Consider the following 16,642-nt stretch of genomic DNA (forward strand, 5'->3'; position numbering starts at 1 on the left):
GCGATGTCCTTCGGGTGGTGCCGGCGTGAGCCGGTGGGGTGCGGGTGAACCGTCCGGGGCGGGTGGTCAGTGCGTGGCGGCCGGGACGGCCGCCACACCCAGCGGGGCCCCGGAGCGCTTCAGGGACACGCCCAGGGCCACGATGCACAGGGCGGCGGCGGCCAGCGGGATGGCGAAGAGGAAGAAGACGTTCTCCGGCTGCCAGCCCCCGGAGATGAGGTAGCCGACCAGGATGGGGGCGACGATGGAGACCAGCCGTCCCAGCCCGATCATCCAGCCCACCCCGGTGGCCCGGGCCCGGGCGGTGTAGACGCCGGGGGAGACCGCGTAGAACCCGGCGATGCCGGCGGTGGTGAGGATGCCCAGGAACAGGGCCAGGACCATGGCCACACCGATCTGGTGGAAGACCAGTCCGAAGAACAGGTAGGCCACTGCGGCCCCGCCCAGGGTGGCGACCAGCAGCAGCTGGCTGCGGAACTTCACGGCCAGGGCGCTGAAGATGAAGCAGCCCAGGATGCCGCCAGCGTTGGCGATGACGCCGGTGGTGACGCCGACGGCGTCGCTGCCGGAGGCGGTGGCCATGATCTTCGGGGTCCAGGTGTTGGCGAAGTAGTAGGCCGCCACCAGGCACGCGTAGCCGATCCAGAGCATCAGGGTGCGGAAGCGCACGGGGCGGGTCATGACCTCGCCGATCGCGCTCTGCTGCTCGAGTGCCGCCGCCACCGGGGGCAGGGCCGCCACGGGGGTCTTGCCGATCTTGGTGAGGATGCCGTTGATCCGCTCCAGCGCATTCGTGGGACGGCGGGTGAGCAGGTAGTCCAGGGATTCCGGGAGGAACTTCCAGGACACGGCGAGCATGAGCACGGTCAGGGCCGCGCCGATCGCGAAGAGCGCCTGCCAGCCGTAGAGGGGGATGAAGGGCCCGGCCACGAGTCCGCCGATGGTCGCGCCGATGGGGTAGCCGGCGGTGTAGATGCCGATGATCGAGCCCCGGCGGGCGTCCGAGGCGTACTCGGCGACCAGCACGTTGAGGTTGGCCATCATCCCGCCCACGCCCAGGCCGGTGAGCACCCGCCAGATCATCAGCTCGGTGGCACCGGTGCTGAAGACCGACAGGACCATGCCGATGCTGATGATGACCAGGGAGATGATCGTCAGCTTCCGCCGCCCGATCTTGTCCGCCAGCGGGGTGAGGAAGATGGAGCCGGCGGCCATGCCGAACAGGCTCGCGCTGAGTAGGAAGCCCAGGGTGACGGCGTCGATGCCCCACTCCCGGGACAGGGTCGGGGCGGCGTAGGCCATGACCGCGACGTCGAAGCCGTCGATCATGATCAGCGCCAGGGCGATGGACACGGCCACCACCTGGAACCGGCTCATCCGCGACTGGCGGATCTCCTCGAGAACATCCATGTCAGTTTCCTCGTCACTCGTGCTGCTGCGTGGGTCGAGGCGATCACCTCGTGCTGTGACGCTAGTCACCCCTACGAGAACTTAGAAGAATCTGGGGGCACGTTCCGCTATCTGGAATGGCTCAGAGACCTGATTTCGACGTGCAGTGCGTCTATGAAGGGTGTGCAGTTCCCGTCGGCTCAACGATTGCAGGGTGGAATGCGATAGCCGTTCCGTATTTTGGAATTTTCGACCAGTGGTGTGTGGCCTGATATGTGGGACGGGGTCTTGTGCTGAATGCGGCGGCCCGAGCCATCGCGGACGTCTCGTGCGGGGACTCGTAGGGCGATGGGGCAGCGCTCGGAGGGTGGTGAGTCGGTGGGCCGGTGGTCTGTGGGAGCCGCCATGTCCAGAACACCCCTGACCCCTGCCGAAAGGGCGTGCGTGGCTCGCTCCTTTGCTTTCACCCAACCATCGGCTCCGCTCCTGGGGCAGGATCCGCACAAAGCGTGGCCAATGCCGGTGTCGCTCACACAACGCTGCTGGATTTTGAGAACATCAACACGATTTCGGCAGCCGGTGTCGCCCTCGCCCACAGTCGGGACGACACCTCGATCATGGCCGTCGACCAGCAGGGGCCGGAGTTCCTCATCGCCGTGGAGGACCGGCCCACGGTCAGCGTCACGGCCAGTGGCACGGGCACCATCGGCTGAAGCGATAGACCGCGGCCACCGGCTGGCAACAGGACTCGTTCAGCAACGGAGCTGGAAATTTTCCGTCCCGAGCCGTCCAGGATGACCGGGGTGCCCCTGGTCCTGGACCATGTCACGAAGGAGTACCGGCAGAGTCCGTCAGCGCAATCGGTGTTTGCGGGCGAAATATCCCACAGCCGTATGCCGTCAAGCGGATCCAGTACGGCGGGTGCGGGCACTCCCCGGAGCGGGCACCTGCTTTACATATGGCCCGGCTACCGGTCACGACTTACGAGGGTGGCGTTGCAGTATGGGGTGGTTTTCACCGTGTTTGCCAGGGAGCGGGCCAAAGGGTTTTGCGGGTTCAGATGAAGAGGGTGCGGTTGAGGCGCATGCCGTATTCGGCGTCGGGGTTGGTGGTGGCGTCCCCGACTCGTTCCTGGATGGCGGCGACGGCCAGGTCGCGTCGCTTCGGTGATCGCCTCGCGTCCGCTGCTGCCCACTGCTCCCGCATCTCGTCGAGGGTGAGGTCGGTGCAGTAGCACGGGGAGCCCGGCTGCTGGCGCCACGATTGAGCCAACGGGCCCGCGTCGAAGGCGTCGAAGCCGGTGTCCTCGACGAGGGCCATGCCCACGACCCGGTCCTGGTCGTCATCGGCCGCCACGGGGATGGCGATGCGGTCCGGGCTGCCCGCCGGCTTACCCTTGGCCGCGAAGGAATGGGAGCCGATGGCGTCCCACGCCTTCACCACGGGTCGTCCCAACTGTTCGGCCACCCACAGGCTCTCGACCTGACCGGCCTCGATGGCCTCGATCCTGCCGTCGCGCTGCGGATAGTAGTTCGAGGTGTCGATGACCACGGTGCCGGAGGGCAAACCGGTGAGCAGCGGCGCGAGCTGCGGAAGACGGTGCAGGGGAACGGAGAGGATCACGACCTCGACGTCGACATCGATCACCGCCTCGGCCGCCAGGACCGTGCGTCCGCCTGCGGCCAGCACCCCAGGCCCGATCGATTCGGGCCCGCGCGAGTTGGCGACCTTCACGTCGTGTCCGGCTGCGCTCAACCGCTGGGTCAGGGTGGTGCCGATGTGCCCGGTGCCCAGAATGCCGATCTTCATGGTCTGTCTCCTTGCTGCAGGTGAACGCCCTGATCGGGGCGAGGGGGTGGGTCAGGCCGTTGCCGCCGGGGCAGTGGGTGTGGGTTCTGCGGGAGTGTGCGGGCCGGCCGGTCGGGGCCGGCGCACGAGCAAGGTGGCGAGGGCAGAGGCGGAGGCGATGACGGCCGCGGCGGTGAAGGCCGCCTGGGCGGCGGCGACGGCTTGGGCCAGGTCCAGGGAGCCGGTGCCGTGCGCGGTGGAGCCGAGGGTGTAGGCGGAGACGAGCACCGCGGTGCCGGCCGCGCCACCGAGCTGCTGGATGGTGCCGAAGGCCGCGCTGCCGTGGGGGTAGAGGTGGGCGGGCAGCGCCGACAGCGCGGCCGTGGTCAGCGGGCTCCACATCAGCGCCTGCCCGACGAACATGGCGATGTAGGCGATGAGCAGGGTCGAGACGGCCGTGCCGGCATCGAGGCGGCTGAGGAACCACAGGGAGGCCGCCACGATGAGTGCCCCGGGGATCGCCAGGGGGCGGGGGCCGAGGCGGTCGTAGAGCCGCCCGCCGATGGCCGAGACCACGGCGATCGTGACTCCGCCGGGCACGAGGAAGAGCCCGATCTGCAAGGTGCCCAGGCCGCTGACACTGCTCAGCAGCAGCGGGAAGATGACGGCCGTGCCGAAGGCTGTCATGGTCAGGGCCAGCATCACCAGCAGCGGCACCGTGAAGGACTTCACGGTGAAGATCCGCACGTCCAGCAGCGCGTCGTCGGTGCGCTGGAGGGCCCGCTGCCGCAGGGCGAACGCGGCAACACCGAGAAGGCCCACGAGGATCGGCAGGTACGGGGGGACGGGGGTGTGGCCCGAGGCGGATTCCCCGATGGTGGCCAGTCCGTAGACCAGGGCACCGAACCCCACCGTGGAGAGGACGAGGGAGAGCACGTCGAGGGTGACCGGCTCCGGGGTGGTGATGTTGCGCAGCTTCACCGCACCCAGCACCAGCCCGGCCAGGGCGATCGGCACCATGAGGATGAACAACCACCGCCAGCTCAGCTGCGACAGCACCAGGCCCGAGACCGCCGGGCCCAGCGCCGGGGCTGCGGAGGAGACGATCACGACCAGCGCCATCATCTGCCCCTGACGGGCCGCCGGAACCAGGCGCATGGTGGTGGCCATCAGCAGCGGCAGGAACACGGCGGTGCCGAGGGCCTGGATGATCCGGCCGGTGAACAGCAGCCCGAAGCCGGGGGCGAGAGCGGCGAGCACCGTCCCCAGTGCGAAGAGGGACATCGCGGTGAGGAAGATGGTGCGCAGGTGGAACTTGCGCATCACGAAGCCGGTGGCCGGGATCAGGACGGCCAGAACGAGCAGGTAGCCGGTGGTCAGCCACTGCCCGGTCGTCGCGGTGATGGACAGCTCCTCGATGAGGGTGGGCAGCGCCACCCCCAGCAGCATCTCGTTCAGCAGCACGATGAACGTCGAGGCCATCAGCAGCCCCAGGACGAGGCCGTCACCGGGAGCCAGCTTGTCGGCCGAACCCGCGTTCGGCGGAGCGGCCGGCACGTGGGGTCCGGTATCGGGTTGCGGGTCGATCGAGATCTGTGGGGTGGTCATCTGTGGTGCTCTCTTTCTGGTGCGGTGGGTTCAGCCTCGAAGAGGGCCGGTGCAGACCGGGTCCCTCGGGCGACGGCAAAAAAAGGGGGTGTCGAAGCGGGGATGACCCCATGACAGTGAAATGGAGATGTTCTCCGCTTGCCATGGATGACTATGCGGAGATAGTCTCCACTTTGTCAATGAGAGGAGCGGGACCATGACTGAGGCAGAGACCGGCACACGTCGGCCGCGTACCGATGCCCGGCGCAACCGCACACGCATCCTGGAGGTCGCCGAGGAGTTCTTCGCCGAGACCGGCATCACCGGGTCCCTGGACGCCCTGGCCAAGCGGGCCGGTGTCGGGGCCGGGACCCTCTACCGGCACTTCCCCAACCGCGACGCCCTGCTGGCTGCTCTGCTGCAGGCCCGTAATGAGGAGCTGGAGGCCCAGCTCGAGGCCCTGCGGCAGGAGACGGATGCGGCGGCGGCACTGGAGCACTGGCTGGAGGCGCTGGGGGAGTGGGTGACCGCTTTCGACGGGCTGCCCGACCCCTTGCGGGCGGCGCTGTCTGAGGGATCCTCCCCGCTGGCGATCACCTGCCAGGGCTTCATCACGACCACCGAGGAGTTCCTCGGCGCGGCCCAGCGCGCAGGCACAGCCCGGCCGTGGGTCCGGGGACGGGACCTCTTCCTGGCCGCCCTGGCCGCAGCCTGGGTGCGGGGTGCGGCCATGGCCGACGAATCCTCGGCCTTGGCGGTGCGCGAGATGATCCGCTCCGGCTGGGCCACACCCCAGGCCGGGGACGCCCCGGCGAGCTGATCTGCACCGGCGACCACGAGAACGCCGACGTAACCCATCATTCTCAGCGCAGTGCTCCTCACGACGAGGCGACAACGACTGCTGAGCCATTGATGGAGCCCTGCTCGCGAGGTGTCGTGAACCGCCCACCGCGGGACGTACGCCCGAGCGGGCGCCGAGCCCCGCTTCATCCATCCCACCTATCTCAGATTGAGGTTTTGTTATGCACACTCTCGGCATTATCGGCAGCGGCAACATCGGCGCGGCCATCGCCCGCCTGGCCACAGCGGCCGGCATCCCGGTCGTCGTCGCCAACTCCCGCGGCCCCGAAACGCTCACCGATCTCGTCGCCGAGCTGGGCCCGCTGGCCACTGCGGGCACCGTCGAGCAGGCCGCCGACGCCGGGGAGATCGTGGTGCTGTCCGTGCCGCTGACCGCGGCCACCGCGATCCCGGCGGAGCTGCTGGAGGGCAAGACGGTGGTCGACACCAGCAACTACTACCCGTTCCGTGACGGGCGAATTGCCGAGCTCGACGCGGAGGAGGTCACCACCAGCGAGCTCGTCCAGCACCACTTCGCCGGGGCCCGGCTGGTCAAGGCGTTCAGCAACATCCTCGCCCACCACATCCCCGCCCTGGCCCGCCCCGCCGGGACGACGGATCGCACTGCCCTGCCCATCGCGGGCAACGACGCTACGGCGAAGACCCAGGTGGCGGAGCTGATCGACGGGCTCGGCTTCGACGCCGTCGACGCCGGCGCCCTGGCCGAGAGCTGGCGGTTCGAGCCCGAGGCCGCCGGCTACACCCGCCTCTACCTCGCCGACCCTGCCACCCCTGCAGAGCAGATGCTCGAGGCTGCGGCCGCCCCGGTCACCGCCGCCACGCTGACCTCCGCACTTGAGGGTGCCCAGCGGGTGCGGGTGGCCGAGCGCACCTTCTGAAGCACCCGCCCCACCCCTGTACGCGGTGGCGCCTGCCGGACCGGCGTCCACCCGGCGAAGCTCCGACAGCGGCACACCCTCACCCACCTTGGAGGCCCGGCGAAAGCCGGAGGAGAAGACACCTTGACCAGTTCCCAGATGATCCTCGGCATGCAGCTCGGCAACGGCTACGGCTCCCAGCCCGCCGCCTGGCGGGCTCCCGGGGTGGACCCGTCCAACTACACCGACTTCGACGCCCAGGTGCGCTACGCCCAGGCCGCCGAACGCGGGAAGCTCGCGTTCCTGTTCCTGCCCGACTTCCTGGCCCTGAGCGGGAACCTGGACCACGAGGCGCCCATGCTCACCCTCGATCCCATGCTGACGCTGGCGGCGATCGCCCGCGGCACCGAGCGCATCGGTCTGGTGGCCACCGGCTCGACGACCTTCAACGAGCCCTACAACCTCGCCCGGCAGTTCAAGGCCCTGGACGTGATGAGCCACGGCCGGGCCGGCTGGAACGCGGTGACCACCAGCGACCCCGCCTCCGCGGCCAACTTCGGCCGGCAGATCGCCGCCCGCCCGCAGCGCTACCAGCGCGCCCACGAGACCATCCAGATCACCCAGGCGCTGTGGGGCAGCTGGCAGCACGACGCCTGGCGCAAGGACCCCGCCACGGGACGGTTCGCCGACCTGGAGAAGATCCAGGCGATCAACCTGGGCGGGGAGCACGTCGCCTCCCAGGGGCCGCTGCCCGTTCCGCCCTCGGAGCAGGGCCAACCGGTGATCTTCTCCGCCGGCGGCGGGGAGAACGGACTCGAGATAGCCGGCCGGTACGCCAGCGCGGTCATCGGCGCGGTGTTCACGATCGAGGCCGCCCGTACCCAGCGTGAAGCGATCCGCGAGGCGGCACGCCGGGCCGGGCGCAACCCCGATGAGGTGAAGTTCTTCGCCGGGGTCATGCCGGCCATCGGCCCCACCAAGCGCGCCGCCCTGGACCGCCGCGTCGCCCTGGGTGAGCACACGTTCCCGGCCCGCGTCCCCTACCTGGGGTCCATGCTGGGACTGGAGTTGGAGGCCGGTCAGTTGGACCGGCCGCTGAGCCCCGCCCAGTTGGCGGCCGCCCGCCCCAGCCCCTTCGATCCCCGCTCCCCGCGGGCCCTGGAGGTCGCCCGGGAAGGATGGACGATCCGCGACATCCTCGCCCACGGGGTCATCGACTACCACCCCACCCCGGTGGGGCCTGCCTCGGTGACCGCCGACCACCTGCAGGAGTGGTTCGAGGCCGGAGCGGCCGATGGCTTCTGGGTCTCCATCGACGTCTACGAGGACGGGATCGACACCTTCGTCGACGAGGTCATCCCCCTCCTGCAGGAGCGCGGGCTCTTCCACCTCGACTACGAGGGCTCCACGCTGCGGGAAAACCTGGGAGCCCACGAGCAGTACGGGTTGGATCCCCGGCTCGCGGACCCGGCCCGATGACCCCGGCCATGCAAGCGGCAGCCGACCGGCAGGACATCGACCCCCGGGCCTTCCGGGACGCCCTGGGGCTCTACGCCTCCGGGATCACGGCATCACCGGCCGTGATGGGCAGGGCCGGATCGGGTTCACCTGCCAGTCCTTCTACAGCGTCTCCACCGCCCCGTCGCTGATTTCCTTCAGCATCATGAAGACCTCCACCACCTACCCCCGCATCAGGCGGACCGGGAGATTCGCGGTCAACGTCCTCTCCAGCCACCAGCAGGGGATCTCGAACCAGTTCGCTCGCAAGGGCACCGACAAGTGGGCGGACATCCGCTGGCACCAGACCCTGGCGAGCAACCCTGTCCTCGAGGACACCCTGATGTGGCTCGACTGCCAGATCTGGGCCGAGCATGACGCCGGCGACCACGTCATCGTCCTGGGCAGGGTCACCGAGATGAACCCGGCAACCCGGCACGTGCATGACCCCCTCCTGTACTTCCAGGGCCGCTACCGCCACCTGGGTCCGGACGGGACACCCTGGGGCCCATCACCGCGCTCGGAGGACGAGAACCCTGCCGGGCTACCAGGGTCCAACAACTTATGCTCGACCCGTAGACAGCGGACCAAGAGCGGCTGGACCCGCCTGTTTTACATAGGGCCCGGTGAGCGGCGGACCGTGCTGCGATGGTCCCCTGCGGTAGGGGTTGCTTTCTGCGCGGCATGGGCCGGTCAACTGGATGCGTGGGCTGCTTCCCTGGCGGGACCGGCGTCCTTGACGCATAAGTGACGACATGCCCTTCACGTCTGACGGGCAAGTCAGGGGTGAGACTGACGGCATGACGCCATCGAGCAAGGTTCCTTAGGTGATTGTCGCGGGTGCCTATCAAGGTGATTTCCAGACTCCCGGCTCGCGGGTGCGCTCTCCACGTCCGCGAAACAGACGTTAGAAGCTGAAATGAAGGAGGATCGCGCCAGCAAAGGAGATTGGCTTTGGGCCATCGTGCCCGGCTTCGTATGTCTGGTGCTCATCGTGGGGTTGTCCGATTACAGCAGGGCCGTCGTTGTCTACGCGGTCGGTCTTTGGGTCCTAGTGCAGGTTGGGTACGTCGCGGTCAGTGGATTGCGGCGGATGGAGCGGGAGAGCAGTTCGCAGCGGAAAGGGGACGCGATTCGTCTCGTCGTGGCCGGTGCGGGGCTGGTGATGCTCGTGGCGAGCGCGTTGGCGTGGTGGCCGCCCCGTAGCGGCCCCGAGATTCCCGCCTCCGTGCTGACTGGGATTCTGTCCGTGTTCTACGCCGTGTTGTTGGCCCTCTTCTTTCGGAAGGGTTGGCGGACGAAAAACAGGCCGGCTAATCCCTACGGCAGGGGCCAACACTGAGCGAAGAGGATGCCTGACGCTCGAACGCGTGGAGCGCCTACTTGAGCTGTGACACCCGCTATCCCACGCTGCAATAGCGGTTCTCCGAGCGGGCCTGATGCGTTTTCCCGAACTCGGTCGTCTCGCTCAGAGGAAGTTCCGGGGAAGTGGGGGGGGGGATGACGTCGTCGATGCATTCCATCGCCGTCCGTGACCGGCCACAACGACGTAGGATGCCCTGGATTTGCGGATATGACCTGTGGAGAAGAGTGAGACATGACCGGTGAGACCCCCACCCAGCCAGAGCCTGGCACTGACGCGGACGGCTCGGGGGAGGAGCTTCGCCGCTTGCTGCTGGAACTGGGGTCGGAGCTGCTCGCTGGGGGTCTGCCCGTCAACGACGTCGAAGGCGCGCTCCGCCACCTCGGTGTTGCCCTCGGACGACCCGACGTTGCGGTAGCGGCACTTCCCACAGGCCTTTTCGTCACCCTCGAGAGGGCAGGCGATACCGGGTTCCAACCCACAGGCAACCCGCTGAGGTTCGAACAAACGGCTGAGATCCTTGAACTCGGGCAGCTGGTGCGCGTCGGCCGCCTCAGCATCGATGATGCTCTGCGCGACCTGAAGCGGATTAGAAGTTCGCCCGCACGCTGGCCCGCATGGGTGTCCGACCTCGGTGCCGTTCCCGTCGGGGTGGGGTTGTGCGTTCTTCTCCAACCCGCCTTGCCCAACATCGCCGCCGCCGCCGCGGGGTCCTTGATCGTCGCAGGACTCTCCACGGTGGCCCGCCACTGGGCTGCGTTCAGGCCGTTGCTGCCGGTCACGGCCGCGTTCATCGTCTCCTTCGTGATGCTCCTGGCGGTGCAAGCATCCATCCTGGATGGCGCCTTGCGCACGATTGTGGCCATTCTGGCGATCCTGCTTCCGGGAAGCCTGCTGGTTACCGGTCTTTCCGAAATCGCAGCCGGGGCGATCAGCGCCGGCTCCGCCCGACTCCTCGGTGGAAGCGTGCAGTTGGTGCTTTTTGTCACCGGAGTCCTGACGGCGGCAGTACTTCTTCGTGCTCCGTCCACCGACCTGGCCAACACGTATGTCACCAGTGCCTCCTGGTGGACCATGGTCCTCGGGGTGGCGATCACGCTGGCCGGGATCATGATCTGGTTCAGCACGCCCCTTTCCGCCACCCCGTACATCATCGTCGTTGCCGGTCTCACCGCTGGCGTTCAACTCACGGTCCAGTCGATGTACGGTGCCGCCATCGGAGGTCTCCTGGGAGCCGTCGTCGCCGCCATTGCGGCCACCATCGCCCATGCGCTTCCCAACGCCCCGGTATGGCAAGTCATCTATCTACCGGCTTTCTGGGTCCTCGTTCCCGGCTCTTTCGGCCTGATGAACGCCGCCCAGATGCACTCCGGTGACGGCCTTCATGACCTCGCCACGGCAGGCTCAGCCGTGCTCGCCGTCGCCATCGGCACTCTGATCGGCTCCTTGATCAGCCAATTGCCACTCGCCCGCCACCGTGGTGCCCGGTTTCTGTAAGAGACTGATGCGCCCCGGGGTCGGTGCAGGCACTGGTGTGCTGCTGGTGCTGACCACTGCCCCCGTCTCGACCCAAGTGCTCGAAGGCCTGGGGAAGTAGATTGTGAGGAGCACAGCCGTGTGCGTCAAGGGTTCCCTGTGGCCGGCCCGGTTTCCTCCGCTGGCCCGGAGTCATCAACTCCTCCGCCAACCTGGTCGGCCGGTTGCGGCTCTGGCGCTTCCTGGAGCGCCCGGTCTTCCAGTGCGCGACCATGCCGGGCCTCCATCTGCCCGTCGATGAAGGCGAAGGTCCGGCTCAGCTGCCCGCGACGGCGGTAGCCCAGCCACGGACGCTGGGGCGGCGGTCCAGCCTCCTCACGCCGGTGCTTGCGGCGCTCGTGGCGCAGCACCAGGGCGAAAGCCGTCGCACCGACGACTCCCACGACCGTGTTGGGCAACCAGTACCCCGCCCTGGCCCCCAGTCACTCCAGGGCAGGGACGATGTGCACTGCGATCACCCAACCGATGACCACGACTGCGCCGGCCAGGGCCCGCCGCAGCCACCGGTACTGCCGCGAGCTCCGCAGTTTCATCTCACCTCCCCGACCACTCGTGGGTTCACCGTAGCCACAGCCGTCCCATCGTGTCCGTCCGCGCAGATGGGGGATGACCTGACCAGGACGGCGGCCGGGAAGACGGACGTACTCTGGGATGAGCGCCACCGCAGGTCCTTCACTCACGCCCGTCCCTGGGGAGCTGCCGACCATGATTCTCCCGAAGGTCCGCGATCCCCGCCTCGTGACCATCCGCCGCGGTGGCACCTTGACGGACACCGACCACCATCTGCTGGCGCTGTGGGCTGCCTCCTGCGCTGAGCACGTCCTGCCCCTTTTCGAGTCGGCTCACCCGGGCGATCTGCGCCCGCGCGCAGCCATCGACCATGTCCGCGCCTGGGTGCGTGGGGAGCCCAGCGCGGCGACTTCGGTTGGGTGGCCGAAGCCGGGAAGGACGCCATCGGCGTTGTTCGGGCCCAATTCCTGCCCCCGGATGATCCTGGTTACGGATTCCTCGCCGAGGACACCCCGGAAGTGAGCTTGTGGGTGCGGGGCGACTGGCGTGGCCGGGGAGAGGGCAGGGCGCTCCTGCGCCGGGTGCTGGACGACGCGCGAGCTCGCGGGGTGCCCCGGCTCAGCCTGTCGGTGGAGGCCGACAACGATGCTCAGAAGCTCTATGCGGCTGAGGGCTTCGCGGAGGTCCCCGGGCGTGCAGCTGATGGTGTCATGGCCTGGAACCCATGACTGTCACCAGGCCAGGACCACGCGAATGGCACCCCGGGGGAAGGCTGGGCCGATGCGGTCGGAGTCGGTGTCCGCAGGACAGGGGCCAGAGCAATACCGGCCTGCCGCACGGGCCGGCGGAAACCGCCTTGGGGCGGACGATCCGGTCTGGGAAACGCCTCGTGAGCACGATGGGGGCGCCCCCCGCGGAAGTGGGGACAGGATGCAAGTCGATCTTGTTCTTACTGGTCGGTACGGTTGGGGTATCGCGCACGGTGCTCAGTCGGGGGGCTGAGCCACCCAGCGTGGACCGTGTCAGAGGGCGCAGCCGGGAGGCTGGCCCATTCCAGACCGGTCGGATAGCCGCCGTCCTGGCGGCAGAAGAGCTGGGGCCTTGGGCTCCGTCGTCGGGGGGCGACGCTTCTGCCGTCGGGCTGGCGGCCCCTCACGGCACCCATGACCTTCCCTCCGTCCCTGTGGCAGCACATCGTCCATTCGCAGGTAGCTGTTCCGGTTGAGGAGGCCCGCATGAACGATGTCCACCCTGCCGCAGCGCACGCCAACTGGGCGGTCCCCGTGATGGATCCGCTGTCGCGGGCGGTGGCCTTCGCGGCGCTGCGCCCGACCCTGGACGCCCTGATCCACCAGGCGGGCGCCGACTCCCGGCTGAGCTTGGAGGCCCGTCGGGTGCTGCGCGCGGTGGCCCGCACCCGTCCCGAGCACACCCTGGCTCTGGCCGAGCTCGCCGCCCGCGCCAGCACGGCCAAGGCCCGGGTTCCTGTCGCGTTGAGTGAGCTGGGCGCCCACGGTTATCTCGCCCGCCTGGCACACATCGCTCCGCACCTGAGCGCAGCACTGCCCCCACATACTCGCTGCACCCCGGCAACGGGCCCTACGGACGAACCCGCCGGGGCAGAGACCGCCTGAACCTCTTCGCCCATGGTCCGCTCTCTGTGCAACGAACTCATGCCGGACCCGGTGGGGGCTGATGCAGGGAAGGTTCCTGCACGAACATCTCAGTTATGTGCTGGACAGCCGGCCGCTGCCGGCCGATAGATTTCGTACAAGAGCGACAGCTGAAGGCACGCTAGTTCGGCGGCCAACCCCAGCAGAGGAGAGCCCGTGGGCACGGTGGTCATGTACAGCTCGGTGTCGGTGGACGGCTTCATCGCCGACGAGAACGACCAGCCCGGAGTGCTGTTCGACTGGCTGCTCAGCGGTGACGTGCCGTTGGACGAGAGCGGGGCGCTGAACGTGTCGCAGGAGTCCTACGACTACACCAGGCCGTACTGGGACCAGATCGGGGCCACGGTCGTCGGCCGCCACGTCTTCGACATGACGGAGGGCTGGGACGGGAAGCCTCCGGGCGGAGTCGACCACGTGGTGGTCGTGACGCACCGGCCGGCACCGGAGGGGTGGGACCCCGAGGCGCCGTTCCACTTCGTTGACGGCGTCGAGGCCGCTATGGCCAAGGCGCAAGAGCTCGCCGGTGAGCGCATCGTCGAGGTCGCCGCCGGCGACGTCGGGGGCCAGGTGCTTGCTGCGGGCCTGGTCGAGGAGGTGCGCATGGACGTCGTCCCGGTCGTGTTCGGGTCCGGCAAGCGCTACTTCGGGTCGGTCCACGCACAGCACCTGTTGGAGGATCCCGACGTGGTGATTCAGGGCAACCGGGTGCTTCACCTGCGCTATCGGGTGCGCCGCTGATCGATCCGAGCGGGCCCGCGAAGAGGCCCACTGCCAACGGTGACCCAAGGTCGGGCCTTGGGACCGATGCGCAGGCAGATGGCGTCTGACCGTGTTCCGCGCCCGCTTCACACATGGCCCGGTTGACGGACGTTGGTGCGACGACGTTCGTGTCGAACCGGGAGAATCTGAAGCAGGCTCATCACCTTGGCGGGTGAGCGCGTCGACGGCGGGCAGGCTCCTGGCGCGGCCGTCACGGCCAGACCGCCCAGCAGCAGCAGCCCGCCGCTGGTGCCGGTCGTGATGATCGCCAAGGCCCTGGGCTGCTGCCGCAAGGGCACCGCACGGGTCACGATGTCGGAGTATGGCGCCCAGACCCAGCCGCCGGCGCTGCCGGCCAGGACGACCCCGACGGCGAGCAGCCAGGGCGACTGCGCGAAGGTCACGATCACCGCCCCCGCGCGGTAGCGACGTGAGCTGTACGGGTCCCGGACGGTGTGGCGTCCGGGGTCCGCACGGGACGGTGGTCAGCGTTTCATGAGGGCGAAGACTCCCCAGCCGAGATATTCGCGCGTGGAGCGGGCGTAGCGGGCGGGCTCGGTGGTGAGTTCTTCCCGGACCTCGGCGGCCAGTTCGTCCTCTGGGTTCCGGTCGAGCCAGCGGCGCAGGTTGAGCCACTGGGCGGCGGTGTAGCGGTCCCAGCTGTCCTGGTCGGCCAGCATCATCTCGACGACGTCGTATCCGAGCTCCTGGAACTGTGCGATCAGTTCCGGGAGGAGCAGGAAATCGGCGATGCCGGTGGCGTGGCACTCCTGGGCGGTGTCCTCGTCCGGAGGGGTCCGCCGCCAGTAGGGCTCGCCGATCAGCATCAGCCCTCCGGGACGGAGGCTGCGCTCGAGCAGCTCGGCGGTTCCGGCGACGCCGTCGCCGATCCACGTGGCGCCGACGCACGCGGCGAGGTCGACCGGCTGGTCGGCGACATAGCCGGCGGCGTCACCGTGGACGAACTCGACCCGGTCGGCGACGCCGAGGTCGGCGGCGCGGGCCCGGGCCTGCTCGGTGAAGACCGTGCTGAGGTCCACCCCGGTGCCCGTGAACCCGAGGTCACGGGCCCAGGTGCACAGCATCTCGCCCGAGCCGCTGGCCAGGTCGAGCACCCGTGTCCCGGGGGCGAGGTGGAGCGCTTCGCCCAGGGCGGCGAGCTTGTCCGGGGTCAGCGGGTTGTGGATCCGGTGGGTGCTCTCACGGATGGTGAAGATGCGGGGAAGGTCCATGACCAGATTCTTCTCCGGCAGGCCTTGCGATGGGAAGAACGGTGGGGCTGCCGCGCCACCTCCTGGCATCCGGTCCTGCTTCAGCACTCCTTCGCTTGGCGTCCGGCGGATGACAGGCCGGCCATCGCGGTCACCAGCGGCGTGGCGACACCGGGAGCCTCTCCCAGGGACGGTGGAGCTGCGGCTGATGCGGGTGCTCCTGAGCGGACATGGATTGTTGGTGCGATGTCGTCCCCCTGGGGAGGAGGCGGTACGGCACGACGTCAGCAACGTGATGCCTCTGGATGACTGCGCAGTTGCGTTGACCACCATCGAGAAGACCTGCCCGTCCGACAGGTCAGCGACAGGACCGGTCGGCGAGCCCGAGGGTCTCTCACGTTCCATCGGCGAGACTCGTTGCGCCACCCAGCACGTCGTCGCGCAGAATCTCGTGTGCCCGCTCGGGCTCCTCGAACAGTGGGCTGTGGGCGGATCGGTGGAAGGTGTAGAAGCCCTTGAGCGGTGCCTGCACCTTCTCGAAGAACTGCCGTGCGAGGGGGTAGGAGCAGGTGTAGTCGTGGATCCCGTGCAGGAGGTAGAGCGGAATGGTCAGCTCGGTCACGGTCTCTCCCAGATCGGTCGCCAGGCTCTCGTCCCACAGGGCGCTGACGCCGGAAGAGAACTTGCCGCGCCACAGCCTGAGCTTCTCCGTGGGGGTGTACTGCGGGCTGCGCAGTGACGGCCAGAGAATGCCCGAGAGCACTGAGTGCGTGTCCCGGGTCGTGCCGACCCCCAGCCGGTGCATCGCGGTGTCGCGGATCGCGAGATAGGCGCGCGGCGTTCCCCCCGTCACGGTCACCGGTGCCTTTCGGAACCGCCGGATCATCCGCTTGTCACCGAGTTCCTCGAACCGTCGCAGCATGTACTGGTAGGCCAGGACCTCCGACTGCAGTTGGTCGGCCATCTGGGCCATGCCGATGTAGGCGTGGTACCGCTCCGGTGCCCGGGCGGCGGCCTGCAGTCCGAAGAAGGTGCCGCCGGAATGCGCCATCAGGTAGATCTTGTCCGTGCCGAATCGCTGGCGCAGGCAGTCGGTCACGGTGAGCGTGTCAGCGATGAGCTGCTCCGAGGTGATGGCCTCGGAAGGGATGCCGGGACTGTAGGAGAGTCCCGTCCCGCGCTGTTCCCACCAGGCCACCGTGAAGTGGTGCTCCAGAACTGTCGGATACCTCTCGGTGAGGAAGTACTCCGGCATCCCTCCGTGCAGGAAGAGCAGAACCGGCTGCGCGGCATCGCGGCTGCGCAGGAACATGCCCTGTCGCACCCCGTTGACGTCCAGGTAGAGCTTTTCTGCCAGACCTCCGGCTGCCGGGTGGCCGTCCGCACCGACGACCGGGAGGGGTTTGCCGTCGCTCCAGAGATGGGTGCGGCGCAGCAGAGCGCCGACGGCAAGAGCGGTGGCTGCGGCTGAGGTCAACCTGCGCAGGGCGGTCATGCGTGCTGCTCCTGACGGACTCGCGGTGCGGTGGCATGAACCCGAATGGAGTAGCGCGGGACACGTTGTCCACCGGGGACAGGCCCCGGCGCTGAACCGGGGTGATACCTCCCTCG

General features: G+C 68.5%; 16 protein-coding genes and 1 pseudogene. 11 read left to right on the forward strand and 6 right to left on the reverse strand.

Annotation, left to right across the window (positions count from 1 at the left end; all coding sequences use genetic code 11):
* Positions 1–66: 66 nt before the first annotated feature.
* Positions 67–1,410 carry an MFS transporter gene (locus ACPYN7_RS04630; protein WP_424346822.1) on the reverse strand — a complete coding sequence of 448 codons (1,344 nt, stop codon included), beginning with the start codon at positions 1,408–1,410 and terminating at the stop codon, positions 67–69.
* A 488-nt stretch (positions 1,411–1,898) separates the two neighbouring features.
* On the opposite strand from ACPYN7_RS04630, the gene ACPYN7_RS04635 reads away from it, so the two are divergent.
* A complete protein-coding gene (locus ACPYN7_RS04635; protein ID WP_424346823.1) occupies positions 1,899–2,102 on the forward strand; it encodes a hypothetical protein in 204 nt (67 codons plus the stop codon).
* Positions 2,103–2,445: 343 nt separating this feature from the next.
* On the opposite strand, the gene ACPYN7_RS04640 is transcribed toward ACPYN7_RS04635, so the two are convergent.
* Entirely contained in the window at positions 2,446–3,198 is a 753-nt protein-coding gene (locus ACPYN7_RS04640; protein WP_424346824.1) for an NADPH-dependent F420 reductase, read from the reverse strand.
* Between the two features lie 51 nt (positions 3,199–3,249).
* On the reverse strand, positions 3,250–4,785 hold the full coding sequence (locus ACPYN7_RS04645; protein WP_424346825.1) for a DHA2 family efflux MFS transporter permease subunit: 1,536 nt from the start codon (positions 4,783–4,785) through the stop codon (positions 3,250–3,252).
* A 196-nt stretch (positions 4,786–4,981) separates the two neighbouring features.
* On the opposite strand from ACPYN7_RS04645, the gene ACPYN7_RS04650 reads away from it, so the two are divergent.
* The 10 genes and pseudogenes from ACPYN7_RS04650 (at position 4,982) to ACPYN7_RS04695 (ending at position 13,799) form a co-directional block, all read left to right on the forward strand.
* Positions 4,982–5,584 (forward strand): TetR/AcrR family transcriptional regulator, encoded by a 603-nt coding sequence (locus ACPYN7_RS04650; protein ID WP_424346826.1) that lies wholly within the window; start codon positions 4,982–4,984, stop codon positions 5,582–5,584.
* A gap of 202 nt (positions 5,585–5,786) precedes the next feature.
* On the forward strand, positions 5,787–6,503 hold the full coding sequence (locus ACPYN7_RS04655; protein WP_424346827.1) for an NADPH-dependent F420 reductase: 717 nt from the start codon (positions 5,787–5,789) through the stop codon (positions 6,501–6,503).
* A 123-nt stretch (positions 6,504–6,626) separates the two neighbouring features.
* Positions 6,627–7,961: an NtaA/DmoA family FMN-dependent monooxygenase gene (locus ACPYN7_RS04660; protein WP_424346828.1), complete on the forward strand. Its 1,335-nt coding sequence runs from the start codon at positions 6,627–6,629 to the stop codon at positions 7,959–7,961.
* Between the two features lie 91 nt (positions 7,962–8,052).
* Positions 8,053–8,730, forward strand: coding sequence for a flavin reductase family protein (locus ACPYN7_RS04665; RefSeq protein WP_424346868.1), 678 nt, complete (start codon positions 8,053–8,055; stop codon positions 8,728–8,730).
* Positions 8,731–8,898: 168 nt separating this feature from the next.
* Positions 8,899–9,321, forward strand: coding sequence for a hypothetical protein (locus tag ACPYN7_RS04670; RefSeq protein ID WP_424346829.1), 423 nt, complete (start codon positions 8,899–8,901; stop codon positions 9,319–9,321).
* 255 nt (positions 9,322–9,576) lie between these two features.
* Positions 9,577–10,839, forward strand: coding sequence for a threonine/serine exporter family protein (locus tag ACPYN7_RS04675; RefSeq protein WP_424346830.1), 1,263 nt, complete (start codon positions 9,577–9,579; stop codon positions 10,837–10,839).
* 744 nt (positions 10,840–11,583) lie between these two features.
* Positions 11,584–11,784: pseudogene (locus ACPYN7_RS04680) on the forward strand (putative immunity protein); the annotation flags it as partial.
* A gap of 23 nt (positions 11,785–11,807) precedes the next feature.
* The gene (locus tag ACPYN7_RS04685) at positions 11,808–12,116 is read left to right on the forward strand and encodes a GNAT family N-acetyltransferase (protein ID WP_424346831.1); all 309 of its coding nucleotides are present in this window, start codon (positions 11,808–11,810) and stop codon (positions 12,114–12,116) included.
* A 507-nt stretch (positions 12,117–12,623) separates the two neighbouring features.
* Entirely contained in the window at positions 12,624–13,022 is a 399-nt protein-coding gene (locus ACPYN7_RS04690) for a hypothetical protein (protein ID WP_424346832.1), read from the forward strand.
* Between the two features lie 195 nt (positions 13,023–13,217).
* Positions 13,218–13,799, forward strand: a complete 582-nt coding sequence (locus tag ACPYN7_RS04695) for a dihydrofolate reductase family protein (protein WP_424346833.1) — start codon at positions 13,218–13,220, stop codon at positions 13,797–13,799.
* A 107-nt stretch (positions 13,800–13,906) separates the two neighbouring features.
* On the opposite strand, the gene ACPYN7_RS04700 is transcribed toward ACPYN7_RS04695, so the two are convergent.
* The 3 genes from ACPYN7_RS04700 to ACPYN7_RS04710 form a co-directional block, all read right to left on the reverse strand.
* Positions 13,907–14,224, reverse strand: a complete 318-nt coding sequence (locus tag ACPYN7_RS04700; RefSeq protein WP_424346834.1) for a hypothetical protein — start codon at positions 14,222–14,224, stop codon at positions 13,907–13,909.
* Positions 14,225–14,305: 81 nt separating this feature from the next.
* A complete protein-coding gene (locus ACPYN7_RS04705; protein WP_424346835.1) occupies positions 14,306–15,052 on the reverse strand; it encodes an SAM-dependent methyltransferase in 747 nt (248 codons plus the stop codon).
* Between the two features lie 373 nt (positions 15,053–15,425).
* On the reverse strand, positions 15,426–16,526 hold the full coding sequence (locus ACPYN7_RS04710; RefSeq protein ID WP_424346836.1) for an alpha/beta hydrolase: 1,101 nt from the start codon (positions 16,524–16,526) through the stop codon (positions 15,426–15,428).
* Positions 16,527–16,642: the final 116 nt, after the last annotated feature.

Source organism: Kocuria sp. CH-021 (assembly GCF_049716185.1).
Lineage (GTDB): Bacteria > Actinomycetota > Actinomycetes > Actinomycetales > Micrococcaceae > Kocuria > Kocuria cellulosilytica.